General features: G+C 73.5%; 16 protein-coding genes. 2 read left to right on the plus strand and 14 right to left on the minus strand.

Annotated features, from left to right (window positions below; translation table 11 throughout):
- Positions 1–15 precede the first annotated feature (15 nt).
- The 14 genes from ACF1A5_RS07790 to ACF1A5_RS07855 form a co-directional block, all read right to left on the minus strand.
- On the minus strand, positions 16–2,094 hold the full coding sequence (locus tag ACF1A5_RS07790) for a baseplate J/gp47 family protein (RefSeq protein ID WP_392191943.1): 2,079 nt from the start codon (positions 2,092–2,094) through the stop codon (positions 16–18).
- Positions 2,091–2,480 (minus strand): GPW/gp25 family protein, encoded by a 390-nt coding sequence (locus ACF1A5_RS07795; protein ID WP_392191944.1) that lies wholly within the window; start codon positions 2,478–2,480, stop codon positions 2,091–2,093. Before ACF1A5_RS07795 ends, ACF1A5_RS07790 begins: the two co-directional genes overlap by 4 nt.
- A gap of 12 nt (positions 2,481–2,492) precedes the next feature.
- A complete protein-coding gene (locus ACF1A5_RS07800; protein ID WP_392191945.1) occupies positions 2,493–2,888 on the minus strand; it encodes a hypothetical protein in 396 nt (131 codons plus the stop codon).
- Positions 2,889–2,900: 12 nt separating this feature from the next.
- Positions 2,901–4,541 (minus strand): phage baseplate assembly protein V, encoded by a 1,641-nt coding sequence (locus ACF1A5_RS07805; RefSeq protein WP_392191946.1) that lies wholly within the window; start codon positions 4,539–4,541, stop codon positions 2,901–2,903.
- Positions 4,538–5,329, minus strand: coding sequence for a LysM peptidoglycan-binding domain-containing protein (locus ACF1A5_RS07810; RefSeq protein WP_392191947.1), 792 nt, complete (start codon positions 5,327–5,329; stop codon positions 4,538–4,540). The genes ACF1A5_RS07805 and ACF1A5_RS07810 overlap by 4 nt, the downstream gene beginning before the upstream one ends.
- Position 5,330: 1 nt before the next feature.
- The gene (locus ACF1A5_RS07815) at positions 5,331–6,335 is read right to left on the minus strand and encodes a DUF4157 domain-containing protein (protein WP_392191948.1); all 1,005 of its coding nucleotides are present in this window, start codon (positions 6,333–6,335) and stop codon (positions 5,331–5,333) included.
- The gene (locus ACF1A5_RS07820; protein WP_392191949.1) at positions 6,332–6,475 is read right to left on the minus strand and encodes a hypothetical protein; all 144 of its coding nucleotides are present in this window, start codon (positions 6,473–6,475) and stop codon (positions 6,332–6,334) included. Before ACF1A5_RS07820 ends, ACF1A5_RS07815 begins: the two co-directional genes overlap by 4 nt.
- An 11-nt stretch (positions 6,476–6,486) precedes the next feature.
- Complete coding sequence (locus ACF1A5_RS07825) at positions 6,487–6,849, minus strand: hypothetical protein (RefSeq protein WP_392192103.1); 363 nt, start codon at positions 6,847–6,849, stop codon at positions 6,487–6,489.
- Positions 6,850–6,854: 5 nt separating this feature from the next.
- A complete protein-coding gene (locus ACF1A5_RS07830) occupies positions 6,855–7,295 on the minus strand; it encodes a phage tail protein (protein WP_392191950.1) in 441 nt (146 codons plus the stop codon).
- A gap of 24 nt (positions 7,296–7,319) precedes the next feature.
- On the minus strand, positions 7,320–8,465 hold the full coding sequence (locus ACF1A5_RS07835; RefSeq protein ID WP_392191951.1) for a phage tail sheath family protein: 1,146 nt from the start codon (positions 8,463–8,465) through the stop codon (positions 7,320–7,322).
- Between the two features lie 72 nt (positions 8,466–8,537).
- Positions 8,538–9,230, minus strand: coding sequence for a peptidoglycan DD-metalloendopeptidase family protein (locus ACF1A5_RS07840; protein WP_392191952.1), 693 nt, complete (start codon positions 9,228–9,230; stop codon positions 8,538–8,540).
- A 284-nt stretch (positions 9,231–9,514) separates the two neighbouring features.
- Positions 9,515–10,351 (minus strand): Pvc16 family protein, encoded by an 837-nt coding sequence (locus tag ACF1A5_RS07845; protein WP_392191953.1) that lies wholly within the window; start codon positions 10,349–10,351, stop codon positions 9,515–9,517.
- A gap of 19 nt (positions 10,352–10,370) precedes the next feature.
- Positions 10,371–12,413, minus strand: a complete 2,043-nt coding sequence (locus tag ACF1A5_RS07850; protein WP_392191954.1) for an AAA family ATPase — start codon at positions 12,411–12,413, stop codon at positions 10,371–10,373.
- Positions 12,414–12,490: 77 nt separating this feature from the next.
- Positions 12,491–14,659, minus strand: a complete 2,169-nt coding sequence (locus tag ACF1A5_RS07855) for a DUF4157 domain-containing protein (protein ID WP_392191955.1) — start codon at positions 14,657–14,659, stop codon at positions 12,491–12,493.
- Positions 14,660–15,005: 346 nt separating this feature from the next.
- Here ACF1A5_RS07855 and ACF1A5_RS07860 point away from each other — a divergent pair, with 346 nt between their 5' ends.
- Positions 15,006–15,665 carry a YceI family protein gene (locus ACF1A5_RS07860; protein ID WP_392191956.1) on the plus strand — a complete coding sequence of 220 codons (660 nt, stop codon included), beginning with the start codon at positions 15,006–15,008 and terminating at the stop codon, positions 15,663–15,665.
- A gap of 102 nt (positions 15,666–15,767) precedes the next feature.
- Positions 15,768–16,499, plus strand: coding sequence for a transcriptional repressor LexA (lexA, locus tag ACF1A5_RS07865; RefSeq protein ID WP_392191957.1), 732 nt, complete (start codon positions 15,768–15,770; stop codon positions 16,497–16,499).

Raw genomic sequence — 16,499 nt, forward strand, 5'->3', positions numbered from 1 at the left:
ACCTCCTCCCGGCCGTCACGTGGACTGCGAGACCGTCACGTTCGGCGGGCCCGCGCAGACGAGTTCGTAGTCGGCGACCTGGACCGAGGCACCGGGCCGCGGCTGGCTGAAGGCGGAGGGCCGACCGCCGGGATAGACGGGAGTGCCGGGCGAGACGGTGATCTGGTCGATGTAGCCCACCGTCTCCGGGGGCATGACGGCGCGGAAGAGGTCCGAGGCCAGTACCTGCTGACCCACCTCCCAGCCCGTGCCGTCCGGCCCGCCGCGGGTGGGGTGCAGGAAGGCGCCGATCCGCTGCTCGACGTCGGCCTTGACCTGCCCCGGGTCGACGCCGGCCAGCGCGGCCGCCCGCCACACCACCACGGACACCTGGGCGACGATCGGCAGATACCGCGGGCCGTGCACGAACAGCCGGACGGTCAGGTCGCGCCGCTCGTCCAGGTAGGCCCGCACGGTGTCGATCAGTTCGGGCGGCGGCTCCGGCCGTGCCACGGCACTGCCCTGGTCGGGTACGACGACGACGGTCACGTTCCCCGGGGCGCGGTCGATCCCGCCGAACGTCCACGGGTCGCCGTGCGGCGGATACGGCGGCAGGCACCGGCTGATCCGGACGTCGCTGCTCGCCTCGCGGGCGAGGTGCGCGAAATCGTCGGCCGTGACGGCGCGGTCGCGTGTCTTCAATTCCTGCGGGGCCCGCCGCAGCGTGTCCTCGATCGGCTCCTCGTCGATCCCGTCGTTCCCGGCCGTGAGGTTGGTGACGCCGAGTCCGGCGGACACGGTCCCGTCCGGCCGGGTGCCGACCACGACGATCTGCCCGGGGGAGACGTTGCCCTCCGCCCCCGACGCCACGTACCGGTACGTCCTCGCCCGGACCAGGCTGCCGGCCGGCGGAATGCTGCCGTGGCCCTCGCTGCTGCGCTCGTCGTGGCTGCCGAAGCCGATCTCCCCGGTGACCGGGTCGAGCCGGTAGACCCGGCCCGGCCCCGGCGGGAGTTCGGGCACCTGCTGCCAGCTCTCCCACACCGGGGGCGTGCCCCGGCCGACCTGTACGTCGAGGTCGGCGTACGGGGCTCCAGGATCCGGTCGCCGGTACAGCGGACAGTGGTGCAGCTCGAACACCTGGAACGGCTCGCCGTCGCTCTCGCCGAGCACCTCCGGAGCGCGCAGGGTGAGCGCGGTGTGCGCGGGAGCGGCGTTGAAGAGCACACGGTCCAGGCCGACCTCCAGTCCCGTGCCGTCCGGGGCGGTGATCCGCAGGGCGAGCCAGAAGCGCTCCTCGTCGAAGGTCCCGGCGACGGCGCCGACGTCGCCCCAGTCCGCCTCCGGGTTCTGCGCGGTCCAGGCGGCCGGCACGGGCAGGCGCACCCGGCGGTCGTGGAGGTCCTTCGTCGTGCCGGAGGGGCCGGTCGCGGGCCAGTCGGCGGGCTGTTCGTCCGGGACCGAGGCTGCCCAGGTCACCGTGCCCACCGGTGTGTCGGGGACGGGCCGGAACAGCCTGGGGCGCAGTTCGACCTCGCCGGCGGTGGCGCTGTCGAAGCCCAGGCACAGATGCGTGGTCAGGCCGGGCTTCACCGGGACCGGGCGCCGCCCGGTGCCCGAGCCCACCAGGTCGGCGGAGACGTCCTCGTAGACGAGGCGGGAGTCGTCGTCCGGGGCCGGGGTGAGCAGCAGGGCCGTGGGCAGACCGACGGGCAGGACGGTGACGGGCTCGTCGGTCTCGAACACGACGGGGGCCTCGCCCTCCACCGGGAGGGTGTGGGCCTGGGTGCCGGCCGGGACCTCCGCGGGCGCGGGCCCCTTGGTGCGGAAGGTCAGATGCGTCGCCGCGGGGGTGGTGGGGTCGCGGGTGATGCCCATGAGCTCGAGGAAGGCGATGTAGTTCTTCTCGGGCACCTGGTTCAGCCGGTAGATCAGGCCCTCGCCGAGCCATGCGAACAGCTCGATCAGGGTGACCCCGATGTCGCTCGGCCGGTCGTCCGTCCACTGAGGTGCGTACGACGTCCTGAGCGCGCGCATCTGCGCGGCCAGGTCCTGCCAGGTCCGGTCGTCCAGGTCCGGGGGCTTGATGCGCCCGCGGCGCGACTCGGCGGTCATGGTGCTCCCTCCAGCGGGAAGGGCAGCACCACCCGGTCCGCGGCACCCGTGGCGCGGATCCGGTAGGTGATGTCGATGAGCAGGGCCGCGCCGGTGCCGTCGTCGGTGACGGTGACGTCGACCAGTTCGATGCGCGGCTCCCAGCGGCTCAGCCCCTCCTCGACGTAGTAGCGGGCCAGGCTGGCGGTCGACTCGTTGTTCGGCGCGAACATCAGGCGCTTGAGGTTGCAGCCGAAGTCGGGGCGCATCACGCGCTCGCCGTACTGCGTCCCGAGGATGATCCGGATGGACTCCTGGATCCTGCTCGGGCCCGCGGACTCGTCGAACCGGGCGGCCCCGAGTCGTACGGGGAAGGCGATGCCGCGGCCATGGACGTCGGATTCCATGAGGACCTCCGGTCACATGGAGAGGAGCTTGGACTGGCCGGCGTCGGGGGTCAGCGGGTTCGGCGGCTGGAGGGAGCCGTCGGTGGACAGACCGATCCGGTCGAGCATGACGGGGAGTTGGCCGCATCTCAGCTTCGTGGCTTCACCGCCGAGCACGTCCCTGACCGTTGTGCAGGGCTTCATGGGCGAGACGGTGTTGGGGCAGTTGCTGATCGCCGCCCCGAGGATGCTCGATTTCACGAGCACGGGGTTGCCGCCGACCTTCAGCTTCTGTCCGCCGGTGGTGGTGACCAGGCCGGGGACGGGCGGCGGGGGCGTTCCGGGTGGTGGCGGCGGGGCGGGGGTGTCCGGCGGCTTGGGCTGGTGGCCGCAGGTCACCGTGCTCGCCGTGGTCAGTACGCTGCCCATCGCGATCCCTCCTCAGGTGACGTCGACCGCGTCGGGGGTCACGGTGAGTTTCGTCCCGCCGGCGGCCAGCGTCACGGAGCCGCCCGCCGTGATCGTCAGGTCGCCCGCGGCGCTGAGGGTCAGCGAACCGTCGGCGGCGTTCAGCACGATCGTGCTGCCCCGGCCGCCGTCCTTGACGACCAGTTCGCCCCCGGTGTCCGAGTCGTCGAAGGTGATGCTGTGACCGGCCCGGCTCCTGATGACGCGGGTGTTGTTGGCTCCGTCGGCGTTGCTCGCGGGCGGCGGCTGATCGGCGTTCCACAGACCGCCGATGACGTACGGACGGCCCAGGTCGCCGTGTTCGAAGGCGACGAGCACCTGGTCGCCGGGCTCGGGCAGCCAGTAGCAGCCCGTGCCGCGGCCCGCCATGGGCCGCACGCACGGGGCCCATCCGCTGGTGAACCGGTCGGACAGCCCGGGGTAGGACACCTTCACCCGGCCGAGCGGTGCCTGCGGCGGCACGGCCGCCACTTCGTGGTTGTCCTCCACCACCGCCAGGACGACGCCGTAGAAGGGTTCCGTCCGGTTCGGCGGCGGTTCCTCGGCGAGTTGCTCGCGCAGGACGCCGAGCAGGCTGGAGTGGCCGCCCTGGCTGATGGAGAACTCGGTCATGAAGCCGCTGTCGTCGAGGCGGTGGGTCACCTTCCGCAGCCGGTAGGTGCCGCTGAACCGCGAGCCGACCCCGCGTATCTCGATGTACTGGCCGGCCGTCAGCCCGGGGATTCCGGCGCACGAGCCGCTGCCCTCGTACATGCCCTCCAGGAGTTCGGCGAGGAGCGACTCCGCGAGGGTCTTGGCGTCCAGCGGGTTGTCCAGCACCTGCCTGCGGATCCCCTTGCGGGCCAGCGCGAGCACCAGGTCGGCCGCGGCGGAGCCGAGCCGCTCGGTGAGGCCGCCCACGTCCAGGTCCGCGGCCAGGGCCAGGCCGTGGATGGTCTGCGCGAGTTCCTGGTTGTATCCGCGCACGGCCTGCAGTCCGGCCGCGGCGGACGCCGACAGGCGCGGGCTGAAGCTCGACAGGTTCCGGCCCCGTTCCAGGACGTGGGCCGCGGTCTGCGGGCGCGGGAACTGGAAGTGCAGCCGGTCCCACTCGACGTAGACGTCGAAGTGGTAGCGCCGGGCGCGGTCCTTGAGGAACGCCATGTCGCTCTCGACCTGGACGATCTTCTCCTTGAGGCCCGGGGTCGGGTCGACGACGGGGACGAGTCCGTTCTCCACGGCGATCCGGGCCGCCACCACGCTGTCATTCACGAACGTGTACTCGGTGGGCTCCGGCAGACCGCGGCGCATCCGGTACGACTTGTCGTAGCCGGAGACCTGCACGGTGGGCGGACCGCTCTGCGGGAACGACGGCTCCACGGCGGCGATCTCCCCGAGGAAGGCGGGCACGAGGTCGTTGCCGTACCCGAGGTGGATCTCCACCGTCTTGCCGGGATCCAGCAACGGCGAGTCGAGCAGCCGGTTGTCGGGGTTGCGCAGGGTGAGGGCGAAGCTGCCGGCGAGATCGAGGCTCGTCTCCACGGTCAGGCCCATGACGTGGTCGGTGAGTTCGGCGGCCATGGTCAGCCCGGCGACGCGGATGCCGAAGCGTGGCGCACAGGACGACGTGGTCATGGCAGGGTGCCTCCGGGCCGGCCGGGCTGTCGGTGCTGTCCGGGCGGGGCGGCGGTGGGGCGGCGCGGGGGGATGACCAGGCGGGTGTTGGGCGTGAGGGCCAGCGGGTCCTCGACGCGGTTGGCGTCGGCGATCTCCCGCCACAGCGCCGGGTCGCCCAGATAGGCCCCGGCGAGACCGCTGAGGGTGTCGCCCTCCACCACGGTGTGCACGGTGGGCTCCCGCGAGGCCGCCGACTCGGCGGCCGACGCGGCCCGGTCGACGAGCGCCGAGGCCGTCGGCGACGCGAAGAACAGCCCGTGGCGCACCTCGGTCCCGGTGGTGGCGTACTCCTGGAAGCGCACGGAGAGCGCGGCGCGGACCGGGGTGCCGTTGCGCAGGAACATGGTGAAGCGCTGGTTGGCCTCCACCAGGACGCAACGGAACTGGAAGCTGCCCAGCGAGAACAGCAGGACCGGCGGGGCCTGCGTCTGCGGCCGCTTGTCCAGCAGTCCCACGATCGGGCCGGTGTGGGCGCGGACGTCCGTGCCGGCCTCGTAGGTGTCGAAGAACAGGTCCATGGCGAGGGTGCGGGCCCTGCCCCGGACGTACTGTACGGGCGGGGTGTCGAGACCGGGGACGCCGATCTCGGCGAAGCTGTTTCCCCGGTCGAGCCTCAGCTCCTCGGGGTTGAACATCACCGCGAAGCTGTCGCCCGAGGCCGTGTCGATGATCTCGGCCTTCGCCAGCGCGGCGCTGACCGGGCCGGGTCCGGGCACCTCGGGCAGACGGAAGGGGGTGCGCGCCATGTCAGCCTCCGCGTTCGAATTCGCTGCGCAACTGCCGCATCAGCTCGTCGACCACGTCCCGGCGCAGCGCCCGCACATCGAGCGGTGGGCCGGGCGTCGTCTCGGGCGGTGGGGCGTCCGCGGGGGACGTGTCCCGGTCGGTCGGGGCGCGCAGCGCGGGCGTCGCCGGTCCGTTCGGGACCGGGGCGGGCCGGGCGGCCGCCAGGCCGGGGGCCGGGGTCCCGGGCGGGCCGGCGCCCACGGCGGCGCGATCGGCCCACGGGGACGGGCGCCGGGACGGGTTCCGGCCCGGGAGGCCGGCGGAGCGCGCGGTGCGTTCGTTGGCCAGCGCCTCCGCCTCCTCCGCCCGGAGGCCGGCGCCGGTGGCGCGGCGCCAGGACGCGCCGGGCCGCAGCAGCGCCATGACGTGTGTGGCCTCATGGACCAGCAGCCCGAACCCGCGCTCGTCCTGCGGTCGCAGCCGGCCGTGGCGGAAGTGGACGTCCCGTCCGACCGTCACCGCGTCCGCACGCCGGGCGCGCGCGAGCGCGTCGGCCGGCGCGTCGTGGTGCACGCGCATCGCGTCGGCCGCGGGGCCGACCGCCGCCCGCAGTCGTGACCTGGCCTCGGTGGGGAGATCGTCGCCGGTGCCTCGCGGCACGCCGCCCGTCTCCTCGTCCCGTGGGGCGCTCCGCGCGGTCGGCGGGGAGCCGGCCGGGTCCGGCGAGGCTTCCGACGGCTCCGGCGAGGCTTCCGACGGGTCCGGCGGACGGGTCCTTCCTCCTCCGTCCCGCTGCCGGGGCCGACCGGCCACCGCCGCCTCGGTGAGCGGCGCCGGACGCTCCGGAGCGGACTCGATCCGGTCGAACCGGTCGGTCTCCGAACCGAGTTGGGTCACGTGGTCGATCAGCACCCGTGCGGGGCCTGCCCACGGCAGGGGCGCGAGCAGCCGGGCGGCATGGCGCCGCGCCCGGGCGTCGAGGCGTTCGCCCAGGGTCGGCAGTGGCCGGGCACCGTCCTGCGTCATGGTGGCTCCTCTTCCTCCAGGGCGTCGGCGGTCTCGCGGATCCAGTGCAGCCGTTCGGAGTGGTCGAGGGCGAGCAACTCGCCCAGGGCCCAGTGAACATGGCGTCCGAGATAGGCCACCTCCTGGCGGACCCGTGCCACGGGGTAGCCCCTCACCCCCCCGACCGCGGGACCTCCGCCTCGTGGTCGCGGCCGCAGTGGGGACAGGTGATCAGGACCGTGGTGGGCGCGAGCCCGTTGATCCGGTTGTAGAGGTCCTGCAGATGCGCGAGGTCCTCCGAGTACAGGCCCTCGATCACCCCCGGCGTGACCTCGGGCACCCGGCCCAGCCTGGTCACCACCCGGGACAGGAGGATGACGATCAGGTACGCGGGCCAGCCCTGCACCCGCGGGTCCTTGAGGGGGTAGATCTCGTCGGCCGCGGTCGCCAGCCGCATCACACCCTCGCGGTGCAGGGTGCCGGCGTCGTCCACATAGCCCTTCGGCAGCTCGAACTCGACCTCGGTGACCAGCATCGCCGTCACACCCGCAGCAGGCCCTCGTGGGCCAGGACGAGCGTGTCGACGGCCACGTCCGCGCCCTTGGCACTGAACGACGCGCCCTCCCACCTGGCCGGCCAGGCGCTGACGAAGTTCCAGCGCGCCACCTCGGTGTGGTTGCTCAGGTCGTACACGACGATCGAGCCGTTCCTGCGCACCACGTTCCCGTCCACCACCTGCTGCCGCCAGTCCCACAGCTCACGCGACGGCGTGATGCCCCACTTCAGCGTGATGTCGGAGTAGCTCGTCCGGCCGGGCAGCTTGCGCACCGTGGTGTTGTCGCCGCCCTCGCGGTTCTCGATGACGTCCGTGGCCGACCCAAGGCCGCTGCACTCCCGGAAGCTGGCCTGGGCGATCCCGTCCAGTTCCACCAGGAAGTTGAAGTTGCGGAAGGGATCGACCCGCTGACCTGTCTGTGCCATGTCCGGCTCCTCCTCTCCGCCTCGCTACGCCTCGCTGACCCGGCCGCCACCGGACCACAGGCCGAGCCGGATCACGACCTGCTCGGCGGGCCGGGTGGGCACCAGGCCGATCTCGATGACCACCTGGCCCAGGTCGCGTACCGAGGAGGGGTTGACCTCCTCGTCGATCTTGACGTAGAAGGCCTCCGCGGCGGTCCGCCCGAAGAGCGCACCGGACTGCCACACCCGCGTCAGGAACTCGGTGACCGTGCGTTCGAGGGCCTTCCACAGGGCCGTGTTGTTCGGTTCGAACACCGCCCAGCGCAGGCCCTGCAACAGGGAGTCGGAGATGTAGGCCACCAGCCTGCGCACATTGACGTACCGCCAGGACGTGTCGCCGGCCAGCGCACGGGCGCCCCACACCATCGGCGGCCCGCCGGGGAAGGTCCGCAGCGCGTTGATGCTGAGGCCGTTCAGGACGCCGTGTTCCGCGTCGTTGAGGTGGTACTCCAGGTCGAGTGCTCCTCGTACGGGTTCGTTGGCCGGGGCCTTGTGCACCCCGCGCTGGTTGTCGCTGCGGGCCATCACCCCGGCGATGTGCCCCGACGGGGCGACCGGGATCCTCTCCGGGGCGCCCGCCGGCGACTCGGGGTCGTTGATGACGATCCACGGCCAGTACAGGGCACCGAACCCGCGGTCGGTCATGAGCCCGTCCCGCTGGGTGTGCACGGGGCCGGTGTCCCGGGCGTCGTCGGGATTGCGGGCGCCGTCCAGGACGGCGAAGCGGTCGCCCATGTCGGCGCAGTGGCTGATCACCGTCGCCTGGTTCGCGAAGTCGGTCTGGCCGGGCAGGCAGACGATGCTCACGTCCAGGGTGTGGGTGAGCGCCTCCAGGGCGGTGCCCAGTTGCGACATGTCGGCGACCGGGACGACGTACGCGAGGGTTCCGCCGTTCTCGAAGAAGCCGCGCACGGCGTACGGCAGGCCGAGGGGCTTCTTGAATGCGCCGAACTCCTGCGTGTACGTGGTCCAGTTGGTCACCAGCACCGGCTTGCCCGGCTTGATGTCCGCGCTGCCGCTCGCGACCGTGCCGATGAACGCCGCCGTGCTCGTTCCGGCTCCCGCGATCGGCCCGGCGGTCTTGATCTCCTGCAGGTAGACACCCGGCGCCTTGGTCTGCAATTCGGTCATCGCGGCCTCCTCGACCGGTCTGGGCTGCGTCAGGGCTGCGGGCGGGGCGCGCCGGGTGCGGCCGCGGCCCGCTCACCAGTTGGGCTTCTCCACGTTGCCGTAGGACCATCTGCCGCTCTTCGACATCTCGAAGTGCAGATGCGGTCCCGTGGCGTTGCCCGTGGCGCCGACCTTGCCGAGTTGCTGTCCGGCGGCGACCTTCTGACCGTTCCTCACCTGCCGCTGCGAGAGATGGCAGTAGGTGTAGACGTGGCCGTTGTCCGCGTGCAGTCCGATCCACTGGCCGTAGGCGCCACCCTGGCCGTTCGACCAGGCGATGGTGCCGTTGCGGACGGCGACCACCGGGGTGCCGGACGCGGCGGCGAAGTCCTGCCCGGTGTGCCGGCCGACGCCGTCCGGCTTCCAGGCGTACGGACCGCGCGAGTAGAAACCGAAGGTCACGTGGTGACCGGGGACGGGCGAGGGCACATGGCCCTTGGCGGGGGCGCGTCCGCCCTTGGGGGGGGGCGCGGCACCGCGGCAGTCGACGGCGAAGCCGGCGTGCCGGCCGAGCGTGGTCAGCGAGGTGCAGCCGGGGATGCCGTCGGCGTCCGCCCCCTTGAAGCCCTGGGCGAGCTGCTCGGCCCGGTAGGCGGCTCTGGTCTGCTCGTCGAAGGTGCCGGTGGCTCCCGCCGGGATTTTGCGGCCCCGGGCGATCAGGGCCTTCTGTACGGTGCGTACGTCCTCGTTGGCCTTGCCGGGCCGGACGTTGGACAGAGCGACCATGAGAGCCTGCTTCCTCCCTGCCGGGCCGGTGCCCGGGGACACGCCCGGCGCGGCAGGACGGAGTGGTAGCGGGATGGCAGGAAAGCGAACTCCGTGCGGGGGACTCGCAGTACATCACGGGACAGTGATGGATATGGAGTCGATTCCCACCCTAATCCCGTACAGCGGGACGTGCTACCGGAGTTGTGGTAAAGCGCTGCATCGCAATAATTCACCATTCCAGTAATTGGGCCGAATCGGACGGCCGGTGAGGTGTTTCCGCGCTATTCCGGTCCCGTCCGCGGTCAGGGGTTCGGCAGAATCACGGGATGGAACTGGCTGTCCGCCCGGTATTCCACCGGAGCCTCGGTGTCCGCGCGGCCGGCCACCCGCACCAGCAGGACGTAGCTGCCGAAGGGCAGCCCGCCGAAGGCGAAGACACCGGCCGCGTCGGTCGTGGTGACCGCGCCGTTCCCGCCGACGCTCACCCGTGCCCCCGACACGGGGGTCAGGGCACGGGTGAGCACCCGGCCGCGGAGCTCCGGGTGTTCCAGGGACGTGTGCTCGAACCCGACCGAGCGCAGCGGGGGCTCGTCGACCGGCGCGTCGAACGGCGGCACGTCGATCGTCACCGTGAGGGAGAAGGCCGGCCGGGGCGGCACCCCGAGCGCCGTCCAGAACTGGCCCATGGACTGGCCCTCCCGTACCTGTGCCACCGCCGCGGGCGGAGCGTGCGACTGCGGCGGCCGGGTCATGCCGCCGCGCAGGAAGCGGTCCTCGACGACGTCGAAGCGGCTCAGCCAGCGCAGCGCCAGACCGAGCAACTGGTGCTCCTCGGCGGCCTTCAGCCCGCCGGTCCGCCCCGACCAGGCCGTGACCAGGTAGGTGCAGTCCAGCCGCAGCGGGGGCCGGCTGGTGCGGTAGCCGCTGTCGACGCGCTCGTCCACCCGCTCCACCACCGGCGCGACGTCCCGCAGCGCCCGGTTCTCCTGGACGTCGTGCAGGAAGAGGTTGACCGTGGCCTGCGTCGGCCCGAAGTCCTTGTCCGGGGTGTCGAAGCTGACGTCGGCGGCGCGGACCTCCGGCGGGACGTCCTCGGCGGTCAGCAGCGCCCTCAGCGTGTCGTCCAGATCCTGGAACATCGGCACCTCCCCAGGAACGTCATGGTCCCTCCCGGTCGGAGCGCGAGCCGTCGGCGGGTGGGACCCTGCCCGCCTTGCGGTACTCGCGGGCGGCCGCCGTGAGCAGCTCGGACATGCCGATCGGCACGCCGCGGCCGGCGGCCAGGAACGCCGCGTGCAGCGCGATGTTCCGGATGCTGCCCCCGGTCAGCCGGTGCTCCCGGGCGAGACCTTCGAGGTCCACGGCCGTGGTGTGCGGCGCGCGCGGGGGGAGGCAGAGCCGCCAGATCCGCCGGCGCTCCTCGTCGCCGGGGAACGGGAACTCGACCACGAACTGCAGCCGCCGGGTGAAGGCGTCGTCGAGGTGGTGCCGCAGGTTCGTGGCGAGGATCGCCGTGCCCTCGTGCCGCTCCATCCGCTGCAGGAGATAGGCGATCTCGATGTTGGCGTAGCGGTCGTGGGCGTCGCGCACGTCGGAGCGCTTGCCGAACAGCGCCTCCGCCTCGTCGAAGAAGAGGATGGCGTCGGCGTCCTCGGCCGCGGTGAAGATCCGCTCCAGGTTCTTCTCGGTCTCCCCGATGTACTTGCTGACCACCATCGAAAGGTCGACCGAGTACAGGTCGAGACCCAGCTCGTGCGCGACGACCTCGGCGGCCAGGGTCTTTCCCGTCCCGGGCGGCCCCGCGAACAGCGCGGTGACACCCCTGCCCCGCGACATCAGCCGCCCGAACCCCCACTGGTCCAGTACCCGGTGGCGGTGCGCCGTCCAGTCGCACAGGTCGTGCAACTGTGCCAGCGGCTCGGGCGGCAGCACGATGTCGTCCCAGCCGCAGGCCGGGCGGATACGGCGGGTCGCGTAGGTCAGCTCGTGGCCGGTCTGGGCCCGCGCGGCCGCGAACAGCTCCTCGCGCGTCGGTGCGGGCCCCTCCGGGTCGCGCAGCCTGGCCGCGGTGAGGGCGGTCAGCGCCGCGTCCTCGATCTGCCGCGGGTCCAGCCGGAAGCGCGCGGCCAGCGCGTCCAGGTCGTCCGGGCGGGCCTGCCCGCCGTACCCGGCGAGCGCGTTCCGCCAGGCGGCGAGACGGCCGTCGGTGTCGCGGCGGCCGAACGGGACCGTCAGAACGCCCAGCGGCTGCTCCCGCGCCGGGACCCAGGGCCGGTCGCCCGCGAGGACCACGACGCCCCTGTGGGCGGCGAGCAGGTCGGCCAGGGCAGGTCCGGGCGGCGGGTCCACCCCGTCGACATGGAGCAGCGCGCCGTGCAAGCCGGCCTCGCGGAAGACCAGGTGCAGCAGTTCGCCCGCCGGCTCGGCGACGCGTCCGGCGTCGACCGTGAGAAGCGGTACGCCCAGGGCGCCCGCCAGGTCCGCGGCCACGCGCTGCCGGTCGGCGCCCTGGGGATCGTGGAAGTACAGCCGCAGCGGGCGCCGCCCCCAGGCGTCGCGCACCAGCCGCAGCAGGGCGTCGTCGACGGGGGCCGGGACGGCGCCCGGGGGGCGGAGCCGGCAGCACGACGCCAGCCGGCGGTCCAGCCCGGTCTGGGCCAGCAGGACGTCCACGATCTGCTCGTCCAGAGCGAGCAGACGCGCGGTGAGCGGCGGCACACCGGCCCCTGTTCCCGGCAGCAGGGACAGCACCCGCCGCGCGAGCAGCGGCGCGCCCGCGCCGAGCGCCGAGCGTGCCGCCAGCCGTTCGGCGGGCGTGCGCGCCAGCAGGTCCAGCGCCAGCCCGACCGTGGGCCGCCCGCCGTCCGCGCCGTCCGCGAGGCGGTGGAACAGCCGCGCGTACCGCGAGTCCACCTCGGGCGCCAGTGCCAGCAGGACCAAGTCCATTTCCAGATCGGTCAGTTCGCAGGCGCCCCGCAGCCAGGCCCAGCCCCGGTCCTGCTCCAGGATCGGCTCCCACCCGGGCGTGACGGCCGGCCACGGCTCGTCGCCGTGACGGCCGGGCGACAGTGCCATCCGCTCCGCACGGGCGAGCACCTGCTCCAGCCGCCGGAACGCGAGGGGGACGAGGGGGAGCGACGCGGGAGAAGAAGCGGGTTCCCGCTCCCGTGCGGCCGTCGGGACGGCGAACGCCTTGGACACGAGGCACTCCTCCCTGCTGCGCTCCGGCCTCGCGGGGCCGTGCCCGGCCCGGCCCACGCCCGGGCGGCCGGCCCGGTTCAGGCCAGACTGGGTTCCTGGGACAGACGGGCGCGGACGGCGTCGTCGGACACGGCGGGGTCGATGATCCGGTTGAGGTCCGGCGGTGTCGTCGGCATGCCCCGCGGGGCCGGGCCCGTCCGCCAGCTTCCGTCCGGCTGCTTGACGTACGGCACCTCGAAGTCCTCCACGGTGGTGCCGAACAGGCCGCCGGGAACCTGGACCTGCCAGGTGAAGTCGAGGGTCTCGCCGGGACGCTTGGCCGCCGCGGCCTCCCGGATCCGCTGCCGCCACACGGGGATGTTGAGCCGCGGGCCCAGCTCGGCGCCCTCCTCACTGCTCGGATCCAGCAGCCAGTGCCCGAGCCGGGAGAAGAGCCCTTCGCCCGCGTGCTGCGCCGGCCCGGCCGGGACGTACCCCTCCTTGTCCCGGCGCGCCTCCACCGCCCGCTCGTGAACGTACGGGTAGAGCACGCCGAGTCCCAGCGACAGCATCCCGGCCCCACCGGCCGCCCGCGCGCCCCAGCCGGGGCGTGCGCCGGGCGGGGCCGCGGCCTTCGGGGGCACCGGTTCGACGGCGGGTGCGGGGGTGGGTGCGGGTGGTGGTGCGGCTTCCGGTGCCGGGACGGGCGGGGGAGAGGATGCCGCCTTGGGGGCGACTGGGACGGGGGGTGCTGCTTCCGGAGCGGGCGGGGTGGTGGCGGCGGGGGCCTTCGGGGCTGCGGCTGGTGCGGGCGCGGGGGCCGGCTCGGTTGGTGCGGGCGTGGGCGTGCGGGCCGCAGGTCCGGGGGTCGCGGGCGTGCGGGTCGTGGGCCCGGGGGCCGCGGGCGTTGCTGCGCGCGCCGCGGGTGCGGGGTGCGTCGACGCTGGTGTACGCGCCGCGGGTGTGGCGGGTCTGGCCGTGGACTTCGGGGCCCTGGCGGGTGGGGCGGGCTCGGCTGTCGGCTTCGGGGCCGTCGCGGGTGCGCGTGCCCGGGTGGTCCCCGGGCCCGCTGCGCCCGCCTGGGCGGGCCGCGCCTTCTGGCCCTGCGCCGTGGAGCCGGCCCGCGATCCCGGCCCCCGGGCCGCGGGGGCGCCGCCCGGCCCTGTCTCCGACCCGGGCCCAGGTCCGGGACCGGGCCCCGCCCCGCTCCCCGGCTGAGGCCCCGGGCCGGACCCGGGCCCGATGGGCTCCTGCCACAGAACCTCCGTGCGCGTGGCGGGCCGTGGCGGCCGCCCCTCCGCGGCTTCCATGTGCCAGGTGGAGGCGCTGGTCTTGGGGGAGGCGGTCGTCCCCGGGCGATTGATCGCCTCCCGCACCGGCCCGTACGCGGTCACCCGGCGCGCTCCGGTCCGGGCGGCGAGCGCCCGCAGCCGTGCCTGGCAGCCCGCGCACGGCACCTGGTCGACCGCGACGACGATCTCGCCGCCGGCCGAACTGCCCGGCTCCAGACGGCGCATCAGCGCCTCGGCGGCTCCGCCCTCGGCATGGGCGTCGCCCCTTCGCGCGAACTGGCCCACCTCGGCGGCGACCTGACGGCCGCCGGCGTCGGTGACGACGACGGAGCCGTTGGTCTGGTAGCCGGGTCCGAGATTCCGCCTGGGCCCCACCGGGGGGCGGTTCACCCCGGGCCCGGTCACCGGCTGCCCGGCCTTGGGGCGACGAGGCGCGGCGGAGGAGAACCCGCGCTGGCGGAGCTGATGGGTCACCAGATCCTCCGCCGTGGGGCTCTGCGCCGTCACCCCGCCCCGCACGTCGAGGGCGGCCCGCAGTTCGGCCGCGCGCCGCAGGGCGGCCGCCCGCGCCCGACCGGTCGGCGCGGTCCGTGCCAGCTGTTCCGCGGCGAGGTACTGGGCCCGCAACTCCTCGTCACTGAGGGCGGCGACACTTCCGCCGCCCCCTGCCTTCGCCGCGCACGCGACCTTCGGCGCCCCGCGCGCCTGCTGCACGGTGTGCGCCAGCTCGTGCGCCACCAGGGACGCGCCTTCCGGCTCACCGGGCCGGTACTGCCCGGAGCCGAAGGCCACGTCCTGCCCGACCGTGACGGCCCGCGCCCCCAGCCGGTCGGCCGCGACCGCGGCCTCGGGCCCGGTGTGCACGCGCACCGCACCGAGATCCGCCCCGAGCCGCTCCTCCATCTCGCGCCGCACGGACGCCTCCAGCGGCCGCCCCGCCCCCAGACGCGCTTCTCGCAGGGCGCTGTCGAACATCGGGGCACCCCCGTCCATGTTCGAAAACTCCGCTTGCGCCTCTTTCAGGCTAGTACGGCCGACGGGGACATGGCACACCGAGAGAAAACCCCCGCATTCCGCGAGGAATCCGCCGTCGCGGCATTCCAGCGGTGGGCCCGCCGGGCGCGCCGACCGTGCGCCACCCGCGCTGCCGGTGAACCCGGCCTCGACCCGCCGGTGAACGTCATGGAGATCGGGTGACGGTTGTGCGGTCGTCGGGCGTGAACTTGCGTGAGATGAAGCGGGCGGTCAGGGTGGGCGGACGCCGAGGCGCCGGAAGCGCAGGGGCTTGCGGCGAATTCCCGGTGCAGTAGATAGTTGGATCATGAATTTGTTCAACCGTGTAGCGCCCTCACGCCGTTCGGCTCCCTCCCCCGCGCCCGCATTCGGGGATACCCGGCCGAATTCGACCGGTGCGGTCCTCGTCGATCCGGCCCTGGCCGGGCTGACCGGAGAGTGGATGATCGACCCCGCCCACAGCGCGATCGGTTTCTCGGTCCGTCACGCGATGGTGAGTACGGTCCGCGGGTATTTCGCCGAATACCGGAGCAGCCTCGTCTTCGACGGCCGTGATCCGGCCCGGTCCCGGGCGGAGATCGTGATCTCCACGGCCAGCGTGCGCACCGGTGTGGAGCAGCGGGACGTCCACTTGATGGGCCGTGACTTCCTGGACGTCAGGGCCTACCCGCAGATGCGCTTCACCAGTACGGCCGTCCAGCTCGCGGAGGCCGACGTCTACCGCATGACCGGCGACCTCACCATCAAGAAGGTCACCCGGCCCGTCGTGCTGGACCTCACCTACATCGGGCACGTGGTCGACCCCTTCGGCTACGAGCGGGTCGGCTTCGACGGCACGACCACCATCAACCGCACCGAATGGGGCCTGACGTACGACAGCAGGCTGGCCGAGGGCGGCGCCATGGTCAGTGAGAAGGTGCGCCTGCAGTTCGACATCGCCGCCATCCGCGCCGAGCCCTCGGCCTGACCTCCGGCTCGGCGCGGCGGGGGGCGGAGGGGCAGGCACCGGACGGCTGCCCCCGGTCCCGGCACACCGGCGTGAGCCGTGCCCCGGCACCCCGCCATTCCCATGACCGGGAGAGGCGGGTTATTGTCGCGCTCTGCGAGATCTTGTACGGAGGTGCCCGGGATGGAGAACAGCGCGCCCGCACGCCGGGGCCGCCCACCGGGCCCCCGTCCTGCCGACGGCGGGCTCACCAGCCGCCAGCGGGACATCGTGGACTTCATCACCGCGACGGTGGAGCGACAGGGTTACCCGCCCTCGATGCGGGAGATCGGCGAGGCGGTGCGGCTCGCCAGCACCTCCTCCGTCGCCCATCAGCTGATGGCGCTCGAGCGCAAGGGTGTCCTCTACCGCGACCCGCACCGCCCCCGCGCCTACCGAGTGCGGCACGCCGGGGCGCGCGCCCCGGGGAAAGCGGGCGAGCCGCCCGTCCAGGTGCCGCTGCTGGGCCGTATCGCCGCCGGCGCGCCCCTGCTGGCCCAGGAGATGATCGAGGACGTCTACTGCATGCCGCGGCAGATCGTGGGGGAGGGCGACCTGTTCGCCCTGACGGTCACCGGCGACAGCATGGCCGACGCGGCGATCCGCGACGGCGACATAGTGACCGTGCGGCGCCAGGACAGTGCCGACCACGGCGACATCGTCGCCGCGCTCCTGGAGGACGAGGCCACCGTCAAGCAACTGCGCCGCCAGGACGGCCAGGTGTGGCTCATGCCGCGCAACCCCGCCTACGAGCCGATCCCCGGTGACCAGGCACGGATCCTCGGCAAGGTCGTGGGCGTCCTGCGCGTGCTGTGA

Source organism: Streptomyces sp. NPDC014864, from assembly GCF_043081525.1.
In the GTDB taxonomy this organism is placed as follows: Bacteria; Actinomycetota; Actinomycetes; order Streptomycetales; family Streptomycetaceae; genus Streptomyces.